This is a genomic window from Bifidobacterium aquikefiri (genome assembly GCF_002259795.1).
In the GTDB taxonomy this organism is placed as follows: Bacteria; Actinomycetota; Actinomycetes; order Actinomycetales; family Bifidobacteriaceae; genus Bombiscardovia; species Bombiscardovia aquikefiri.
In genome coordinates, this window is sequence record NZ_MWXA01000002.1 from 145,856 (window position 1) to 161,893 (window position 16,038).

Sequence of the window (16,038 nt, forward strand, 5' to 3'; positions counted from 1 at the left end):
CATGTCATTCGAAAACAATGTTCCACATGTGAGGAACGCCACGGTCGATGCAACTCGAGAAATATCCGAGCGTCGTGCGGCAACCATCAGCAGAATGGTTGATGAGGCTGCAAAACACGGACTTGACGATCAGTTCGCATACGATGCCGTATACGATTATGGCCACGACAACGCCAAGGAATTCCGTAAAACGATGAAAAAGCCTGACTCCTTCAAGGAATTCGAGGAGAGCTTCGGTACTGACCACAACAAGGACATCTATGAAATGGAGACTGTCGTCAAGAATGACGACGAGTTGGAAATCGATTTTCATTATTGCCCATATGTGACGCAATGGGTTCGTCAGGGAAAGACTGATGCCCAGATTTCGCGTCTCTGCGAAATTGCCATGGCTGGCGACCACGCATTCGCAGCGGAATTCCCTGGACTGAGGTTCAAGCTTGAAGGCACTATCGCGGATGGCAAGCCACGTTGCGTGCTTCGCTTCAAGAGAAGAAGGAGCGAGGCATCAGAGCAATGAGCACACAGAAAGCCTCCACAAATGGCATCGTCATCACCCTGCATGATATTCATAAGACCTTTGGAGAGCACGAAATCCTTAAAGGAATCAGTCTGGAGGTGCATCAGGGAGAGGTATTGGCCATACTTGGATCGTCAGGCTCTGGGAAAACCACCTTGCTACGATGCATCAATGCGTTGGAAATACCAGCGAGTGGAACCGTGAGCATCGATGGGCAGAAGATCGACTATTCCCAGAAGCATTCGAGACAGGATGTGCTGCATCTTCGGAGAAAAACCGCGATGGTATTCCAAAGCTATAACCTCTTTCGAAACAAGACGGCGCTCCAGAACGTGATGGAGGGTCTGCATGTTGTACAGAAGAAGTCACGCGACGAGGCTCGGCAGGAGGCAAGGAAGGCGTTGGCCGATGTCGGCCTATCGGAGTTCGAGGATCGATACCCGGTTCAGCTTTCGGGCGGGCAGCAGCAACGCGTATCCATCGCACGTGCACTTGCCTTGAAGCCATCGGTGATTCTGTTTGATGAACCAACATCGGCTCTTGACCCAGAACTGGTGAGCGATGTGAACGAAGCGATCACAGCCGTGGCAAAGACCGGCGTGACGATGATCATCGTCACGCACGAAATTGGCTTCGCACGCCGAGTTGCTTCACAGGTCGTGTTCGTTGACCAAGGCAGAATATTAGAGAGGGGAACTCCGGAAGAAGTCATTGATCATCCGAAAGAGCCTCGAGTCCAAGCTTTCATTAGCAAATTATCCTACAAATGAGTCGTGCTGGTTGCGCGACTCTTCCAGTATGCTCTCAGGGAGCGAATCATGACGTATAGACGCATTGGCATCATCGGTGCCGGGAACACAGGTCTGGCACTTGCAGCGCATCTTGTGGCCAAGGGCTTTGCACCGCTGATGTTCACCAGGCGCACCCAGATGGTGTCGATGCTCGGCAAAGGACTCAAGGTCAAGGGTGCGCTGCATGGCAATATCCCTATTCAGGCAACCACTGATGTACGGCAACTTGTCACGTCATGTGATCTGCTCATCATATCGACATGGGCGAATGCGCACGGCGAGGTATTGAGGCAGATCGCGAGCAGCACAGAGAAGAGCTCTTGCAGAAGCATTCTCATCCTGAACGGAAACTGGGGGGCTTACCAAGCCGGCTCGCTTGTCAAGCCGCGTGGAATTCACTTCAAGATTGCAGAGAGCGCTGGCATGCCCTATGTGAGCCGATATGCTCTCTCGAAGCATGATATAAGCCTTTCGATATCTGGGATCAAAGATTCGATAACGATTTCTCAGCAACGCAGTCCCGATCTCGAGCTTGACGAACTGCTGGGGCAGCTTTTCAACGATGTCCATCATGAAGACTCCTGCTTCGCAACTTCGCTTTCAGCTCCCAATCCCGTCATTCATGCCCCGTTGTGTCTTCTCAACCTTGCCCGAATCCAAGAGCGAGATAGTTTTCACATACTGGTGGATGGATTCGGTCCAGAAACCGAAAGTCTTATACGAGGTCTTGATGCCGAGCGCGAATCGCTCGCCAGATGCCTGCATGTGAGTTATTTGCCTATTCTCGAGCAGCTCAACGGATTTTGGAATGTGCATCGCCCCACGCTCCAGGACTTCTTCCAAAGCCAGACGCTGTATGCCACTCTTGAAGGTCCACGCTCTCTACAGCATCGCTTCATTCAGGAGGATGTTCCATTCGGCATCGTCCCTCTCGTAGATCTGGGCAGGGCTGCCGGGGTCAGCACACCTATCAGCACGTCACTTATGGAACTGTATCGCCCATATCTGCAACCATACGAACGTATCGGATTCGATGCCGCATCGCTTGATGCAGCACTCGCGATACGCGATTGATATGTGACATAAGGGATTCGAGATATCCTTATTCACCGCTCAACTCGAGCTTGAAACAGTCAGAGCGACACTTCGGGCAACAGCATGGCATTTTCATGCAAGCAACGATCATGCCGCTCATGTACAGGATGATTTCGGCAGAATCAGATCTGCATTTGACTTGGAGTGAACTTCAGGTTCTATCATCTTGCAATATGAATGCACAGAAAGATACACCAGTCGAGAACGGTGTCGACCGATTGCTCGGCGAATCGGACGGCGTGCCCAGCGAGTGGCTGAAACCTCTTTACCCCATCGGAGTCGCTGCAAGGCGCACGGGAGTCCCGGCAGACACCCTGCGATACTACGAGCGCGAAGGCGTCATGGCACCTGCAGGCCGCACTTCCGGAGGATCTCGCCGATACAGCGAGCTCGATCTGGAGAAAATCAGTTGCGCCCACTGGTTGCGCGAAGCAGGTGTGCCGATCGCCGTCATCCGCCGTTTCGATGCGTTGCGTGATGAGGGGCGAGAAACGGTCGGCGCACGCAGGGATCTGCTCATCGCCCATCGAGATGAGCTGGTGAGACGTCGAGATCGGATCGATGCCTCAATCGCAGCAGTCGAGGAAAAAATCTGCAAGTATGACGGAATTATGGGGGTGCGTCAATGAAACGACGTAGCCAGGCGATTGTGGCATTGACTCTAGCCGCTGCATTCTGGGCGGGTAACTATGTCTTCGGCAAAGTTGCCGTTGCAGACATGTCACCCTTCAGCATCGTGCTGCTGCGCTGGTCGATTGCGTTGGTGCCGCTGGTCATCATTTCTCAAACCGTCGAGCACCCTGACTGGTTGTCCGTTCTGCGACATTGGCCTTTTCTGCTCATGCAAAGCGCACTGGGTCTCTTCGCCTATAACTTCCTCCTGTATGAGGCTTTGCGCAGCTCCACGGCATTCGCTGCCTCGTTGATCAATGCTGCAAATCCTGCATTGATTGCACTTGCAGCCATGGCTGTGCTGCATGAACGAATCGGCTGGCGTGGCGCAATCGGCATCGCGGTAGCGCTCATAGGCGTGCTTGTGGTTCTTACCCAAGGCGATTTCTCAACGCTGGCAACCATATTCACACCAGGCAGCATGCTGATGATTGCAGTGATCTGCTCATGGACTGCCTATACGATAGCGATGCGCAAAGGACCAAAGCTTCCACCCATCACCGCGGTCACCATTCAAGTCGCCTTCATCGTGATCGGGCTTGGCAGTATCGCTCCTTTCGTGGGAGTGACCTTACCCAGCAGCGGGCCAGCATTGGGATCCTTGCTATTCATTGCCGTGTTCCCGTCCTGCCTATCCTATGTGCTGTGGAACACCGCCCTCACCGTCATTCCATCGGGAAGGGCAGGCGTGTTTCTCAATCTCATCACCGTCTTTACCGCACTCTGGGCAGTAGCCACAGGAGAGCTCATCAGCGTTGCACAGATAGTGGGTGGAATGACCATCATCGTTGGGGTCATGCTTACTTCTTGGCCATCACACGGTGTCGTGAACTCACCCATTCCTCGTTCTCAATGCCGAGCGGTCGAACAGTCCCGCCAACAATCGTAGGAATGCCGCTGAAACCATCCACTTGCCCGAACCTGGAGGGGACACGCTCACGCATTCACAGCTGATCATTCACCGAGCAAGATGCCATTCGTGTAGATGGAGATAAGGAATACCTTTAACATTTCTGTGAGCACAAAATCTGAAGGTGTGCATCATGATCATTACCGTTTCGGCAAAACCGAGTGGAGCGGGCGACGGGAATCGAACCCGCCTCTGAAGCTTGGGAAGCTTCCATTCTACCGATGAACTACGCCCGCATGGCTTATCCGATATCTCGAATAGCGCACAAGCAGACATTCTAGCATCTGCCACAGCCCGAAACGACACAGTCCATGCCCACATTCCCCTGAGCAGCATGGTCTTCGAGTTTTGTTGCTTATTTTTTCTTATTCCATGAATTTGCGAGAAAAATGCCGTGTATTTGCAACGAATGTACCCATTTTTCTTGCGACTCTCACCACTGTTGGCAACAAAACTCAACTTTGGAGAATGATAATGATCAATTCAGCGAATATTCGGATTTGAATACTGCGAATATGTTGGAGTCTGGCCGGCAGACTGTTGAATTTGGGCATCCGACATCTCATTGCCCATCTGCATCAATCTAGCGATTCGTTCACTGGTCGGCGGATGCGTCGAGAACAGGCGGCTCAGACCTTTTGCAGAGAAAGGATTCGCGATCATCATCGAAGACACGCTTTGCGTGCCGGCTGTCTGAGGCATCGGATTCTGTTGCACGCCATTTTCGATCTTATTCAACGCGGAGGCCAAGGCCGCGGGATCACCCGTTAAACGGCTTCCATCTTCGTCTGCATCAAATTCACGAGTTCGAGAGATGGAGAGTTGAATGAGTGTGGCTCCGATGGGAGCGAGAATCGTGCTCAGCAATATGCCGATCAGTCCAAAACCGTTGGAATCACGTGAATTGCGATCGCGGCCTCCCCCACCGAGATACATCATCGAATAACCAAGATAGGTGATGATCGTTGCCAGGGCAGAAGCGATCGCCGAAGTCAGAATATCGTGATTGTAGACATGCATGAGCTCGTGCCCAAGCACGCCACGAATCTCGCGCGCATTGAGCACCTGCAGAATGCCCTGCGTGCAGCAGACCGCAGCATGACGTTCGTTGCGACCTGTTGCGAAGGCGTTGGGAGACATTGTCGGTGCAATGTAGATGCGAGGCATCGGTTTTCCAGCCTTGGCCGAGAGCTCACGCACGATTTGATAAAGCTCGGGAGCCTCCTGCTCACTGACTTGGCGAGCGCGCATAGAGGCGACCGCAATCTTGTCCGAGAACCAGTACGAAGCGAAGGTCGTCACCAGGCCTATGACAATATAGATTCCCAATGTCGCTTGTGTGCCGCCGGTGAACCACCAGATAAGCATGATTATCGCCCACATCAGAGCAAAAAGCAGGGTCGTTTTCAATCCATTGAAATGCCCATGCACCTTAAACTTGCCGTTCATGCGCTAAATCCTAACCTTGCATGCTGTATTTTTGCTGAACATAATCTGAACAGGAATCTTTCTGATGTCCCATTCAGCTCGCTTCGTTATTCAGAAGAGAGGAGGGTGCCGGCGTCCATAAGACGACCCACACCCTCCTGCGAGCAACTCACCAGCTGATTGAGATGAATAATTCAGCCGTTGCACCACTCAGTGAATCAGTTGCCTTCGAGCAAACCGAATGGATCTGTCAATCCATTGTCGTTATCCGAATTGCCATCGCTCGAGCCACTGCCCGAACCTGAATCCGAATCCGAATCCGTCTTTGATTTACCGGTGACTGCAGACTCCTCTTGGTCCAGCGTGACCGAGACGTTCTGCGTACTGCCGTTGCGAACCACTGTTATCGTTGCTTTCGCACCATAGGCAGAGGCCCTCACGAAGCCGAGAACTGAGTAGTTGCTGTTCACTGCGTTGCCATCGTACCCAACGATCACATCACCAGTCTTCAAACCAGCCTTCGCTGCAGGACTGCCGGATGTAACCGAGACAATCTTGACACCTCCACGGGTGACTCCATCCGATTCAACTGTTGCGCTTTGAATGCTGATGCCCAAGGCAACGTGCTTTACCGAGCCATCCTTGATGATCTCCTGAGACACTCGCTTGACGAGATTGGATGGAATCGCGAATCCAATACCGATAGATCCCGCCGTTGAACTCGAAGTTGCCGTTGAGGCAATCGACGAATTGATGCCTACGACCTGACCAGCTGCGTTGAACGTTGGTCCTCCCGAGTTGCCCGGGTTGATTGCTGCATCGATCTGGATGGCGTTCGTAACAATCGTGGTGCTCGTATCATCCATAACGGAGACTGGCCTGTTCAGAGCAGACACGATGCCTGTGGTTGCCGTGTTGTCGTAACCCAGAGGGTTACCAATTGCCATGATGTTTTCACCCACCGCAACCGAATCCGAATCGGCGAATGTGACAGCCTTCAGATTGCTCGGCGGGTTCTCCAGCTTGATGACCGCCAAATCCGTTGTGGAATCTGTTCCAACAGTTTTTGCAGAATAGATCTGACCATTGGAGAGTGTGACCTGAATCTTTGTCGCACCGGTAATGACGTGGTTGTTGGTCACAATATCGCCATCAGTATCGATGATCGCACCTGAGCCCATATCAACGCCGTCCGAAACCGTGGTTTCAATGGACACGACCGATGAGGAGACTTGCTTTTCCACTGCCTGCCAATCTGGTGCTTCGCCACTCTTGGCAGTTGCACTGCCTGATCCCGAGGTTGATGAATCAAGGCTGGAAATTGAGGCAGAAGTGGGCAATGTCACCAAACCGTTGCTGATCGCTGCCCAGCCCAAGCCAAGCATCAATGCCGCGCTCACCAATGCCGCGATGATTGCAACCAGAATTGTGTTTATTGGCTTATTGCGACTGCCTGCCTTCGCGTTGCGGCGGTTCGGTCCTGTCGGTCCATTCTGTGGATTGAACTGCGGTCCAAACGGGTATTGAGGCCCCTGTGGCCCCTGTGGACCCTGTGGACCCTGTGGACCCTGTGGATATTGTGGTCCTGGAGTCTGTGGATTCTGCTGAGACTGCGATCCTTGCGGATATTCAGAACCATACTGTGAAACGTACTGAGGGTTCTGCTGAGACTGCTGGTCGGGCTGATTGGACTGTTGCGAATCCTGCGCCTGTTCAGGGCCTCCGTATGGATATGGGTTGAATTGGCCCTGATATGATGCGCCATATTCTGGCTTGCCCTGCTGAGTAGCGTCGTTCTGCTGATTATATCCTGGAGCGAATGCTCCATATTCTGGTGCAGGACGATACCCCTGTTGGCTGGCATAGTCAGGCTGTGTCGATGATGACTGATCAGCGCTGGCAGGAAGAGTTTCAGTTGGGCTGTCTGAGTCATTCGTGTCTTCATCGGCAACCGAACTCAAATTTCGTGTTTGTCCTGGATCGTCATAGCCCTTCTGCATATCATCGTTCCGAGCATTGTCGTTCTGAACACTGTCGCTCTGTGGGTTTCCGTTCTGGACATGACTCACGAATGGATTGCCATCGACACCAGTGGAGGATCCATAGGAACCAGCATTCAACCAGTCATTATCACCATTCGGAATTTGAGTGGTTGGATAATCATTGGACGAGGCAGGATCGAGTTGCTGTGTCTCCTGTGCGCTCGAATCATGGTTCGTATCGATCGGTTGCGTCAACGGCTCGTTGAAGGACTCCGTCTTCGTATCGTTTGAAGAGAAGAAATCGTGATTCTCTTCCGTGCCATCGGCTGCGGTGCCGCTGTTGAGTGGGTCAGTGCTCTCTGAGTCATTCACGGCATCATTGCTCACATTGTCAATACTATCGTCATTGTTGGTGGTGTCATGCGAATCAATGTGGCTTGGCTGCCACGACTGATCGTCGCCATCACCCTCCCACGGGTGAATCTTGTGTTCATCTTCAGCCATTGCTGCTCCTTACGTTTCGCACGGCAAGCCACATGGGCTCTCCGCCAGGCGGAGCCGTGAAGACAACTTCACGACTCACGCATTTTGCTGCTACCTATGAGTTAAGATAGCTTGCCTGAAAGTTATCTGAATGTTCTTTGGAAGATGTTAGCGAATTCTCCCCTAAAATATAGAAAATTCGGGGAATTCCCTTGATATGCCTCCATCTCATTGTTTTCGATGTTTCGAGATAGTTCGCCAATGACGGAATTCTCTGAAAAATCTGGGACCCTTCATCTCATTCACTGAAGCCTTCGATGCTGCTGAAGCTGTTGGAATGGCCATGTATCTTTCAAGAGCCTTGGCGCTTGGCCGATGCTTAAGGATATGGTTGGGCTCATGACGAAAATGAGAAAACCATTGGGAGCAGTAGAGGGAAAGCCCGGGGATCGTTCCGCCTTCAGCTTTGAGACACAGAAGCGGCTGGAGAGCCGGTCCGATGGATTTGGCAAGGATGGTGCGCGCTATGGCCGTACGGGAATAATCCACACGCCGCACGGAGACATACAGACGCCGACCTTCATACCAGTTGCCACTCAGGGAGCCATGAAGGCGGTGCTGCCGGAAGCGATGAAGGAACTCGGCGCGCAATGTCTGCTTTCCAACGCCTTTCACCTGTTTGAACGGCCTGGCGACGAAGTTCTGAATGAAGCTGGGGGCTTGAGCACGTTCATGAACTGGGACGGGCCAACGTACACCGACTCCGGCGGCTTTCAGGTACTCTCATTGGGCGCCGGATTCAAGAAGACTCTCGCCATGGATGTCGAAGGCATGAAATCCGACGACATCATTGCAAAGGGCAAGGAACGCCTGGCTTTTGTCGATGAGGATGGGGTTACCTTCAAGTCCCCTCTGAACGGTGAGAAGAAGCGCTTTTCAGCCGAAATTTCGATGAGAATTCAGCACAACATTGGTGCCGACATGATGTTCTCCTTTGACGAGCTCACAACCCTGATGAATACTCGCAGATATCAGGAGCAATCAGTGGAGAGAACATTCCGTTGGGCAAAGCGCTGTGTCGCAGAGCATCAACGACTTACTGAAGAGCGCCTTGGCAAGCCATATCAGGCATTGTTCGGCGTTGTTCAGGGCGCAAACTATGAGGATCTGCGACGACTTGCAGCATCTCAGATAGCCTCGCTGGATTTTGACGGAGTAGGCATCGGTGGCGCCATCGAAAAGCGTCTGCTTGGTCAGACCTGTGCGTGGATCTGCGATGCGATGCCCGAGAGTAGACCACGTCATGTCCTTGGCATCGCATCAGTGGACGATATATTCAGCGCAGTAGAGAACGGAGGCGACACCTTCGACTGCGTCGCACCCGCACGCTGTGCACGAAATGGCGCAGTGTTCACGCATCACGGTCGATGGAACATCAAACGGGCGCAGTTCAAACATGACTTCAGGCCAATCGAAGATGGCTGCGACTGCTATGCGTGCCGCAACTACAGCCGCGCCTATATCGACCATCTGCTTCGGGCACGCGAAATGAACGGATATACGCTTGCCACGATTCATAACGAGCACTTCTTCATCACACTGCTTGCCGATATCCGCAAGTCGATCGAGGGTGGTTACTTTGATGAATTCAGGCAGGAAACCGTCACTCGCTTCTATGAAAACGGCTCACGAGGCTGACGTTTTGTACGCAACCTGACGACACGAGTTGAAATAGTTGCAGTTTGTTGCCGGTAGGTGCTAGATTTGAGCGTTGTCTGCGCGCGTGGCGGAATGGTAGACGCGCTGGCTTCAGGTGCCAGTGATCGCAAGGTCGTGGGGGTTCAACTCCCCCCGCGCGCACGAATGGAAAACCATCGAACCGTTGATATTCAACGCTTCGATGGTTTTGACTTTTCGGACCATAGGCACAAAAGTGTGTGGGAAATCGTTTCCTAGCCCTTGTGGGAGTGGGTGTTGCTCCTGTTTTATAATTTTTCCACTGCGATAACGGCACGGCATGAACGTGTGTGTGAAACAGGCCGTGAGACGTTCTTCCGACTGGGGTTTGGGCTGGTTGATAATTCTGTTTGACTTGAGGTGCATGAACGCAACCCTGTGCCCGCATTGCGGCACCATCATGCATCGCAACAGAACCACGAGAGCAGGAACAACCCAATGCCGATGCCCGCCATCCCCACCTCTCTTGTCATCCCCACCTCTCTTGTCACCCCAACCGAATCCACTTGCCTCGTCACTCCGACCGAATCCACTTGCCTCGTCACTCCGACTGAATGTCATCTCGAGCGAGCGCAGCGAGTCGAGAGATCTCACCCTTGCGAGCATCAACAGCCAAGATCCCTCGACTCGCTACGCTCGCTCGGAATGACAAGGGTGTTGTCGTTCATACGGCCGACTCGCTACGCTCGCTCGGAATGACGATGGAACATACAGCTTTGTCGTTCATACGGCCGACTCTGACGATGGTGCATACAGCTTTGACAAGTTCATACGACCGACTCGCTGCGCTCGCTCCGAGTGACCGGAGAAGAAGCATGACATCGACTGGAACGAATCACACGCCAGCACACCAGCGAAGGCATAAACCCACACCTCTGAGCCTATAACCCCCAACAACATGACTCGGTATCGCAAAATTATTCTATATTTATGTTCCGTTCAGTGGAACTAGTTGATACATCCGTTACTTCGTAACATCGTTGTCATAGTTAGGTAATTCGATGTTTATGCAGTGAATTCATACTATCAATCACAAACAATATTCCGTTAAATGAAATATCCGTCAACTTATTTGGGGGACTGCATGACGAATACATCCACCACTGAAACGAATCCTTCGCAACCATCAGGAGTTCATTCAGCCGCATTGAAAGAGCACAGCAAAACAGCACTGGAGATTCTCTCAGTCAGCATGACATATCCCGGAAATGATGCTGAGGTGCTGCGCGACATCTCATTCCATGCAGATAAAGGGGAATTCGTCACATTTGTGGGACCTTCTGGATGCGGGAAAAGCACGCTGTTCAACATAGTTGCAGGACTGCTGGCACCGAGCAGCGGAAGCGTCATCGTCGATTACAAGGAAAACACAGGCTCTCCCTCTGACAAAATCGGGTACGTCCTTCAGAAGGACCTCCTTCTGCCATGGAGAACCATCAGAAAGAACGTCACTCTTGGGCCCGAACTTTCGCACAACAGACACATCGACGCTCAACAGATCACGGAGCTCTTTCACGCCTACCACCTTCACGGATACGAGGACAGCTATCCAGACCAACTATCCGGCGGCATGAGACAACGTGCCGCATTGATGAGAGCAATGCTCATGAACCCAGAAATAATTCTCATGGATGAGGCATACAAGGCCCTTGATTATCCCCTCAAGATCGAGTTGGAAAGCGAGTTGCTCGACCGGGTGAAGGATTCAGGGCAAACGGTTGTGTTCGTCACGCATGACATCGAAGAGGCAGTCACCCTCTCGGACAGAATTTACATCCTGAAAGCCCATCCTGGAGAGATTGTGGACGAGATGCAGATCCATCTGAGTTGCAATTCGAACAAAATCAACGAGCGCCGTCTTGCCCCTGAATTCAACGAATATTACGAACGCATCTGGAAAACCGTCGAGAGCGGCATCAGGCAGGAGAAAAGGTAGGAATGACAACGATGACCGAAAAGTTCGAACCATCGAGTGCAACCGCAAAGCTGGCCGAATCGGTGTTGCCCAACAAAGACTCGCAAGTCTCTTCATCTGAAAAAAGCAAGACAATGCAGAAAGCCAAAGGAAAAACAGCAGTCCGAAGAAAAGGTAAAACAGGCACCCGCCAATCAGTTGGAATCACCTCACTGCAGGTGGCGATACTGGTTGTGTTCATAGGCGGATGGGAACTGGGAGCCAACCATGGCATCATCAACAAGTTTCTGTTTTCCTCACCCAGCGCCGTTGTTCAGATTCTGATCAACCAGTTCCGCCGTGGCACTCTTATGGACAATGTGCAAGTCACTCTGAACGAGACCCTTGTGGGATATCTCATCGGAGCAATCGGCGGATCGGTCCTGGGACTGCTGCTGTGGTTCTCAAAATTCATAGCAGATGTGTCCATGCCATTCATCGCAGCCATTGGATCGATCCCAGTCCTTGCAGTCGCTCCGATGCTCATTATCTGGTTTGGCACCGGCTTCATCTCAAAAGTTGTGGTCGCAGCATTCTCCTGCATCGTCGTCGCATTGATTCAGTCATATGAAGGAACAGAAAAGGTTGACAATGACCAGATTGAACTCTTCAGATCCTTCAGAGCCTCACGATTGCAAATGTTCACCAAGCTCATCGTTCCCGCATCTATGCCTTGGCTGATGGTGAGCTTGAAACTGAATGTCGGCTTTGCCCTGATTGGTGCCATCGTCGGAGAATTCATCTCCTCGAATGCCGGCATTGGGCACATGATCGTGGTTGCCGGAGCAAGCTTTGAAATCGGCGAGGTTCTGGCCGGCGTGGTGCTCGTCATGCTTCTCGTGCTCGCATTCAATCTCGTTCTAGGCGCAATCAATGGCATTCTCAGGAAGCGCCATTTGGCTTAGACCACTCAGACCGGGCATGTTGCCTGCCCATCCCTCGCTCTTATCTTCACCGATAGGACAATGAAAGGAAAGAAAGAAATGAAGAATTGGAAAATCAGCACTGTCTCATTCATTGCCGCAGCTGTGCTGGCAGTGTCTGGGTGTGGTGCGACCGGCTCAGGATCATCCTCGTCATCCGAAAGTGGATTGACTACCGTAACAATCAATCAAGCGGTCAAGACGTTATCGTACCTGCCCCTCTATGTGGCACAAGACAAGGGATATTTCAAGGCAGAGGGCATCGATATCAAACTTGACACCGGCGGAAGCGGCTCGGCGGCATTCTCTGCCGTCCTTGGGGGTTCTGCAGACTTCTCCATACAGGATCCGGTATTTTCCCCCAAGTCACATATGAGTGGCGGCGACGGCGTTATCGTGTCCGCTGTAATGAACGCACCCGCAGAGTACCTTGTCGGGAAAAGCAGCACCTCGGTAGTGAACAATTTGAAAGCGCTCGAAGGCAAGAAGGTTATCGTGAGTCCCGAACCTGATTCCACATGGGCATTCATGACCTATCTGATCAAGGAGAACAATCTCAAAAACGTGCAGTTGGTCAACGTCTCGATAGGCAACGAGCTTGCGGCTGTCGCAGCAGGTCAGGCCGACTATGCCATGGTCGCCGAGCCGAATGCCAGCAAGGCAACGATGGAGCAGGGATTGCACGAGGTATATTCATTCCCAGAGGATTCGGGATGGTCTCCATACGCGTTCTCATCGTTGACGACCACGAAAAAATATACCCAATCCCACAAGAAGGAGACCCAGGCAGTCGTCAATGCATTCGAGAAAGCCTGCCAGTACATCTACGCTCACCCTGCCGAAGCGGTCAGCATCGGCCAGAGCGAATTTCCCGACATGGATGCAAGCATCGTCAAGCATGCGGTGACGCACTCGATCGAGATGAAATCCTATCCCGAACACGCACTCGTCAGTGAAGCATCATGGAAGAATGCAATGACCATCCAAGCCTTCATCAAAAACGTCGACGGGCTGAACACCAAGAACACCAGCTACGCCACGAATGTCGACCCATCATTTGCGAAGGCGGCCGAGAAATCATGAGCAGCCCGCAGGACCGATTGAACGAGTCAAACGAGGATTCAAGCGACGTGTCTGCCGCATGGAAAAAGCGGGCGGAAAATCTCGCCGACGCAGTTGCGGACATGGTCGACTACAAGGACGGCATGATTGTTGTTCCTCACCCCAGATGATCAGCATGGCATCGACCGCACGATCGTCGGTCGATGCCATCTCGTCTCTTACAAATCCAATTGAAAGGAACAACAGTGGGTGAATATCTTGGGACCAACACCATTCGGCAGCTTGGCATGCTCCTGCGCGTCGGAGAAATAACAGTTCAGGATCTCATATCCGAGTCGCTGTCATCAATCAGACAAGGGGAAGACCTCAAGGCCTTCATCAGCGTTTTTGACCAGGAGGCAACGAATGCGGCGGTCGCATACCAATCCCTCCTCGTCAACGGTTACGATCTGGGCCCTCTGCATGGCATGCCCATCGCAATAAAGGACAACATCGATTATGCGTATGGATCGACAACGTACGGATCAAGCATCTTTCGCGACCATAAGGCCGCTGAGGATGCGACCGTCGTCAAGCGCCTCAAGGCTGCTGGCGCAATCATTGTAGGCAAGACGAACCTTCATGAGTTCGCGTGGGGAGGAACGACTTCCAATCCACACTATGGAGTTGCGCGAAACCCTTGGAATAAGGAGCGCATTCCCGCGGGAAGCTCTGGAGGATCAGGCATCGCCGTTGCCAAGCGCATGGTCTGTTCGGCGCTTGGCACTGATACCGGAGGCTCGATCCGCCTGCCATCGGCCATGGATGGCGTCTGTGGCATACGACCGACATTGGGAGACACCAGCATCGATGGTATATTCCCCGTTGCCTGGAGCATGGATACGGTTGGGCCTCTCTGCTCGAATGCGGAAGATGTGGAACTCATGTTCTCGATTATGAGTGGAAGATCAGAAACGCTCACGCCGACTGCTCCTGCCGATCTGTCCAGGCTACGAATAGGAATCATCGAAGATTACTCGCTTGAGGGGCTTCAACCTGATGTCCGCAATGCATTCAAGACGATGCTCGGTCTGTGCGAGAGCAAAGGCGCGACAATCGTCCCGGTTCGTCTGCAGGGACTTGATGAAGTCGTTGATGCGCAACTGGTCGTCGATGCCGTCGAGCCCAGTGCGGTCCACTACAGACTCATCAAGGAACGCGCGGACGACTATGGGAAGGATGTCCTTTCCAGACTGCTCGCAGGCTGTGCGATAACGGGTGTCGAGTACGTTCAGGCGCAACGTTTCCGAGAGCACTTCCGCAAGCTCGTTGCCGAAATGTTCAAGACAGTGGATGTTGTCCTGACTCCAACCCTGCCGTTCACAGCCCCGAGGATAGGCAGCACCGCGGTGGAAATAGAAAATGGCAAAAGCGTGAGCGCTTTGTCAGGAAACATGAGATACACAGCGATCCCCAGCATGTCAGGCATCCCGGCGATGAGCGTTCCCATTGGTCGTGATGCTGAGGGACTGCCAATCGGCATGCAGATCATGGCACCCGCTCATCGTGAGGATCTGGCCTTCAGCTTTGCGAAAGCATATCAGGGAATAACCGAATTCCATCTCGAAAGGCCATGAAATCCAAACCATGAGCAACAGATATCTTCACATGCTCAGCATCATGGCAACGTTGGGTGGGAAGCGGCAAGAACCTTCTTTCCAATCTGAGAGGCAGCCCTTTTCGTCTCTTGAATCAGCATCTGCCGATCGATCAAGGGAAATCGTGAATCCAAGCATGCCACCCCCAAGGATCCGATTGGATTGTGATTACCCGCAAGGATTGGCGTTGCAATGGAAGTGCATAAAGACACGCGTTCCCCCGATGTGACGGAATACCCATCCCTTCTGATGTCATCGAGTCGTGCACGGATCGTCGCATCATCCGTGACAGTCGCATCCGTGTATTTCTTTCTCGGAATCCTGAGAATCAGGTCAATCGTTTCCTGATCGAGGAAAGCCAGCTGGCACAGGCCGCAGGATCCCACGGTAAGCGGCACATCAGTGCCGAGTGCGACGGAAATGTGTATCTCGTGCGGGCTTTCAATCTGAGAGACATACAGATGATGGAAATTGACTCGCTGAGTCAAGGTGATCGTTTCTCCAGTCAGCTCGTACAGATACTCCATGAATGGTCGAGCACAAGTGCTGAGAACCTGTTTCGGCCGCACTGCCTCTGCGAGTGCGAAGGATTTTGGACCAAGAGAATACCTTCGCGTGACCGGATTGCGCGCCGCAAGACCGTAATCCACGAAGTGCCCGATGATGCGGTGAACGACTGCCTTGCTCATGCCTGTGGCCGTAGCGAGATCCGTTATACCCACTTCGCTGCTTCCTGACACAAGAGCCAAATATGTTCGAATCACACGTTCCGTGGTGGAACTTGTCCCCTCGTCGGATGGTTTCATTACCGTGACCTCCGCCATTGGCCTTCACATCGGAACCT

14 protein-coding genes and 2 tRNA genes are annotated in these 16,038 nt (G+C 52.5%); 12 read left to right on the top strand and 4 right to left on the bottom strand.

What is annotated here, in order from left to right; genetic code table 11:
• Position 1 precedes the first annotated feature (1 nt).
• From BAQU_RS01365 to BAQU_RS01385, 5 genes are all read left to right on the top strand, one after another.
• Positions 2 to 520, top strand: coding sequence for an L-2-amino-thiazoline-4-carboxylic acid hydrolase (locus tag BAQU_RS01365; RefSeq protein ID WP_094692265.1), 519 nt, complete (start codon positions 2 to 4; stop codon positions 518 to 520).
• The gene (locus tag BAQU_RS01370) at positions 517 to 1,290 is read left to right on the top strand and encodes an amino acid ABC transporter ATP-binding protein (protein ID WP_094692266.1); all 774 of its coding nucleotides are present in this window, start codon (positions 517 to 519) and stop codon (positions 1,288 to 1,290) included. The genes BAQU_RS01365 and BAQU_RS01370 overlap by 4 nt, the downstream gene beginning before the upstream one ends.
• A 48-nt stretch (positions 1,291 to 1,338) precedes the next feature.
• Complete coding sequence (locus BAQU_RS01375; RefSeq protein ID WP_094692267.1) at positions 1,339 to 2,385, top strand: NAD/NADP-dependent octopine/nopaline dehydrogenase family protein; 1,047 nt, start codon at positions 1,339 to 1,341, stop codon at positions 2,383 to 2,385.
• 194 nt (positions 2,386 to 2,579) lie between these two features.
• Positions 2,580 to 3,035 (top strand): MerR family transcriptional regulator, encoded by a 456-nt coding sequence (locus BAQU_RS01380; RefSeq protein WP_158215604.1) that lies wholly within the window; start codon positions 2,580 to 2,582, stop codon positions 3,033 to 3,035.
• Positions 3,032 to 3,967 carry a DMT family transporter gene (locus BAQU_RS01385; protein WP_094692269.1) on the top strand — a complete coding sequence of 312 codons (936 nt, stop codon included), beginning with the start codon at positions 3,032 to 3,034 and terminating at the stop codon, positions 3,965 to 3,967. The genes BAQU_RS01380 and BAQU_RS01385 overlap by 4 nt, the downstream gene beginning before the upstream one ends.
• A gap of 183 nt (positions 3,968 to 4,150) precedes the next feature.
• On the opposite strand, the gene BAQU_RS01390 is transcribed toward BAQU_RS01385, so the two are convergent.
• The 3 genes from BAQU_RS01390 to BAQU_RS01400 form a co-directional block, all read right to left on the bottom strand.
• A tRNA-Gly gene (locus BAQU_RS01390) sits at positions 4,151 to 4,224 on the bottom strand.
• Between the two features lie 247 nt (positions 4,225 to 4,471).
• Positions 4,472 to 5,437 carry a zinc metalloprotease HtpX gene (gene htpX / locus BAQU_RS01395; RefSeq protein ID WP_094692270.1) on the bottom strand — a complete coding sequence of 322 codons (966 nt, stop codon included), beginning with the start codon at positions 5,435 to 5,437 and terminating at the stop codon, positions 4,472 to 4,474.
• Between the two features lie 197 nt (positions 5,438 to 5,634).
• The gene (locus BAQU_RS01400; RefSeq protein ID WP_169713245.1) at positions 5,635 to 7,902 is read right to left on the bottom strand and encodes a trypsin-like peptidase domain-containing protein; all 2,268 of its coding nucleotides are present in this window, start codon (positions 7,900 to 7,902) and stop codon (positions 5,635 to 5,637) included.
• A gap of 378 nt (positions 7,903 to 8,280) precedes the next feature.
• On the opposite strand from BAQU_RS01400, the gene tgt reads away from it, so the two are divergent.
• The 7 genes from tgt to BAQU_RS01430 all read left to right on the top strand — a co-directional run bounded on the left by tgt (position 8,281) and on the right by BAQU_RS01430 (position 15,173).
• Positions 8,281 to 9,579, top strand: coding sequence for a tRNA guanosine(34) transglycosylase Tgt (gene tgt, locus BAQU_RS01405; RefSeq protein WP_415447710.1), 1,299 nt, complete (start codon positions 8,281 to 8,283; stop codon positions 9,577 to 9,579).
• Between the two features lie 79 nt (positions 9,580 to 9,658).
• Positions 9,659 to 9,741 (top strand) — tRNA-Leu (locus tag BAQU_RS01410).
• Between the two features lie 961 nt (positions 9,742 to 10,702).
• Complete coding sequence (locus BAQU_RS01415) at positions 10,703 to 11,554, top strand: ABC transporter ATP-binding protein (protein WP_211277076.1); 852 nt, start codon at positions 10,703 to 10,705, stop codon at positions 11,552 to 11,554.
• A gap of 2 nt (positions 11,555 to 11,556) precedes the next feature.
• Positions 11,557 to 12,477 (top strand): ABC transporter permease, encoded by a 921-nt coding sequence (locus tag BAQU_RS01420; RefSeq protein ID WP_211277077.1) that lies wholly within the window; start codon positions 11,557 to 11,559, stop codon positions 12,475 to 12,477.
• A gap of 78 nt (positions 12,478 to 12,555) precedes the next feature.
• Positions 12,556 to 13,578 (top strand): ABC transporter substrate-binding protein, encoded by a 1,023-nt coding sequence (locus tag BAQU_RS01425; protein ID WP_094692272.1) that lies wholly within the window; start codon positions 12,556 to 12,558, stop codon positions 13,576 to 13,578.
• Positions 13,575 to 13,727 (top strand): hypothetical protein, encoded by a 153-nt coding sequence (locus BAQU_RS10395; protein WP_158215605.1) that lies wholly within the window; start codon positions 13,575 to 13,577, stop codon positions 13,725 to 13,727. The genes BAQU_RS01425 and BAQU_RS10395 overlap by 4 nt, the downstream gene beginning before the upstream one ends.
• Before the next feature lie 75 nt (positions 13,728 to 13,802).
• Positions 13,803 to 15,173: an amidase gene (locus BAQU_RS01430; protein ID WP_211277078.1), complete on the top strand. Its 1,371-nt coding sequence runs from the start codon at positions 13,803 to 13,805 to the stop codon at positions 15,171 to 15,173.
• 41 nt (positions 15,174 to 15,214) lie between these two features.
• Here the strand turns inward: BAQU_RS01430 and BAQU_RS01435 are convergent, their stop codons facing one another.
• Complete coding sequence (locus BAQU_RS01435; RefSeq protein WP_094692274.1) at positions 15,215 to 16,018, bottom strand: IclR family transcriptional regulator; 804 nt, start codon at positions 16,016 to 16,018, stop codon at positions 15,215 to 15,217.
• Positions 16,019 to 16,038: the final 20 nt, after the last annotated feature.

Excerpts from the sequence above, each read along its gene's own strand:
- BAQU_RS01365 (WP_094692265.1), top strand. The coding sequence starts at position 2 with ATGTCATTCGAAAACAATGTTCCACATGTGAGGAACGCCACGGTCGAT.
- BAQU_RS01370 (WP_094692266.1), top strand. The coding sequence starts at position 517 with ATGAGCACACAGAAAGCCTCCACAAATGGCATCGTCATCACCCTGCAT.
- BAQU_RS01375 (WP_094692267.1), top strand. The coding sequence starts at position 1,339 with ATGACGTATAGACGCATTGGCATCATCGGTGCCGGGAACACAGGTCTG.
- BAQU_RS01380 (WP_158215604.1), top strand. The coding sequence starts at position 2,580 with ATGAATGCACAGAAAGATACACCAGTCGAGAACGGTGTCGACCGATTG.
- BAQU_RS01385 (WP_094692269.1), top strand. The coding sequence starts at position 3,032 with ATGAAACGACGTAGCCAGGCGATTGTGGCATTGACTCTAGCCGCTGCA.
- htpX (WP_094692270.1), bottom strand. The coding sequence starts at position 5,437 with ATGAACGGCAAGTTTAAGGTGCATGGGCATTTCAATGGATTGAAAACG.
- BAQU_RS01400 (WP_169713245.1), bottom strand. The coding sequence starts at position 7,902 with ATGGCTGAAGATGAACACAAGATTCACCCGTGGGAGGGTGATGGCGAC.
- tgt (WP_415447710.1), top strand. The coding sequence starts at position 8,281 with ATGACGAAAATGAGAAAACCATTGGGAGCAGTAGAGGGAAAGCCCGGG.
- BAQU_RS01415 (WP_211277076.1), top strand. The coding sequence starts at position 10,703 with ATGACGAATACATCCACCACTGAAACGAATCCTTCGCAACCATCAGGA.
- BAQU_RS01420 (WP_211277077.1), top strand. The coding sequence starts at position 11,557 with ATGACAACGATGACCGAAAAGTTCGAACCATCGAGTGCAACCGCAAAG.
- BAQU_RS01425 (WP_094692272.1), top strand. The coding sequence starts at position 12,556 with ATGAAGAATTGGAAAATCAGCACTGTCTCATTCATTGCCGCAGCTGTG.
- BAQU_RS10395 (WP_158215605.1), top strand. The coding sequence starts at position 13,575 with ATGAGCAGCCCGCAGGACCGATTGAACGAGTCAAACGAGGATTCAAGC.
- BAQU_RS01435 (WP_094692274.1), bottom strand. The coding sequence starts at position 16,018 with ATGGCGGAGGTCACGGTAATGAAACCATCCGACGAGGGGACAAGTTCC.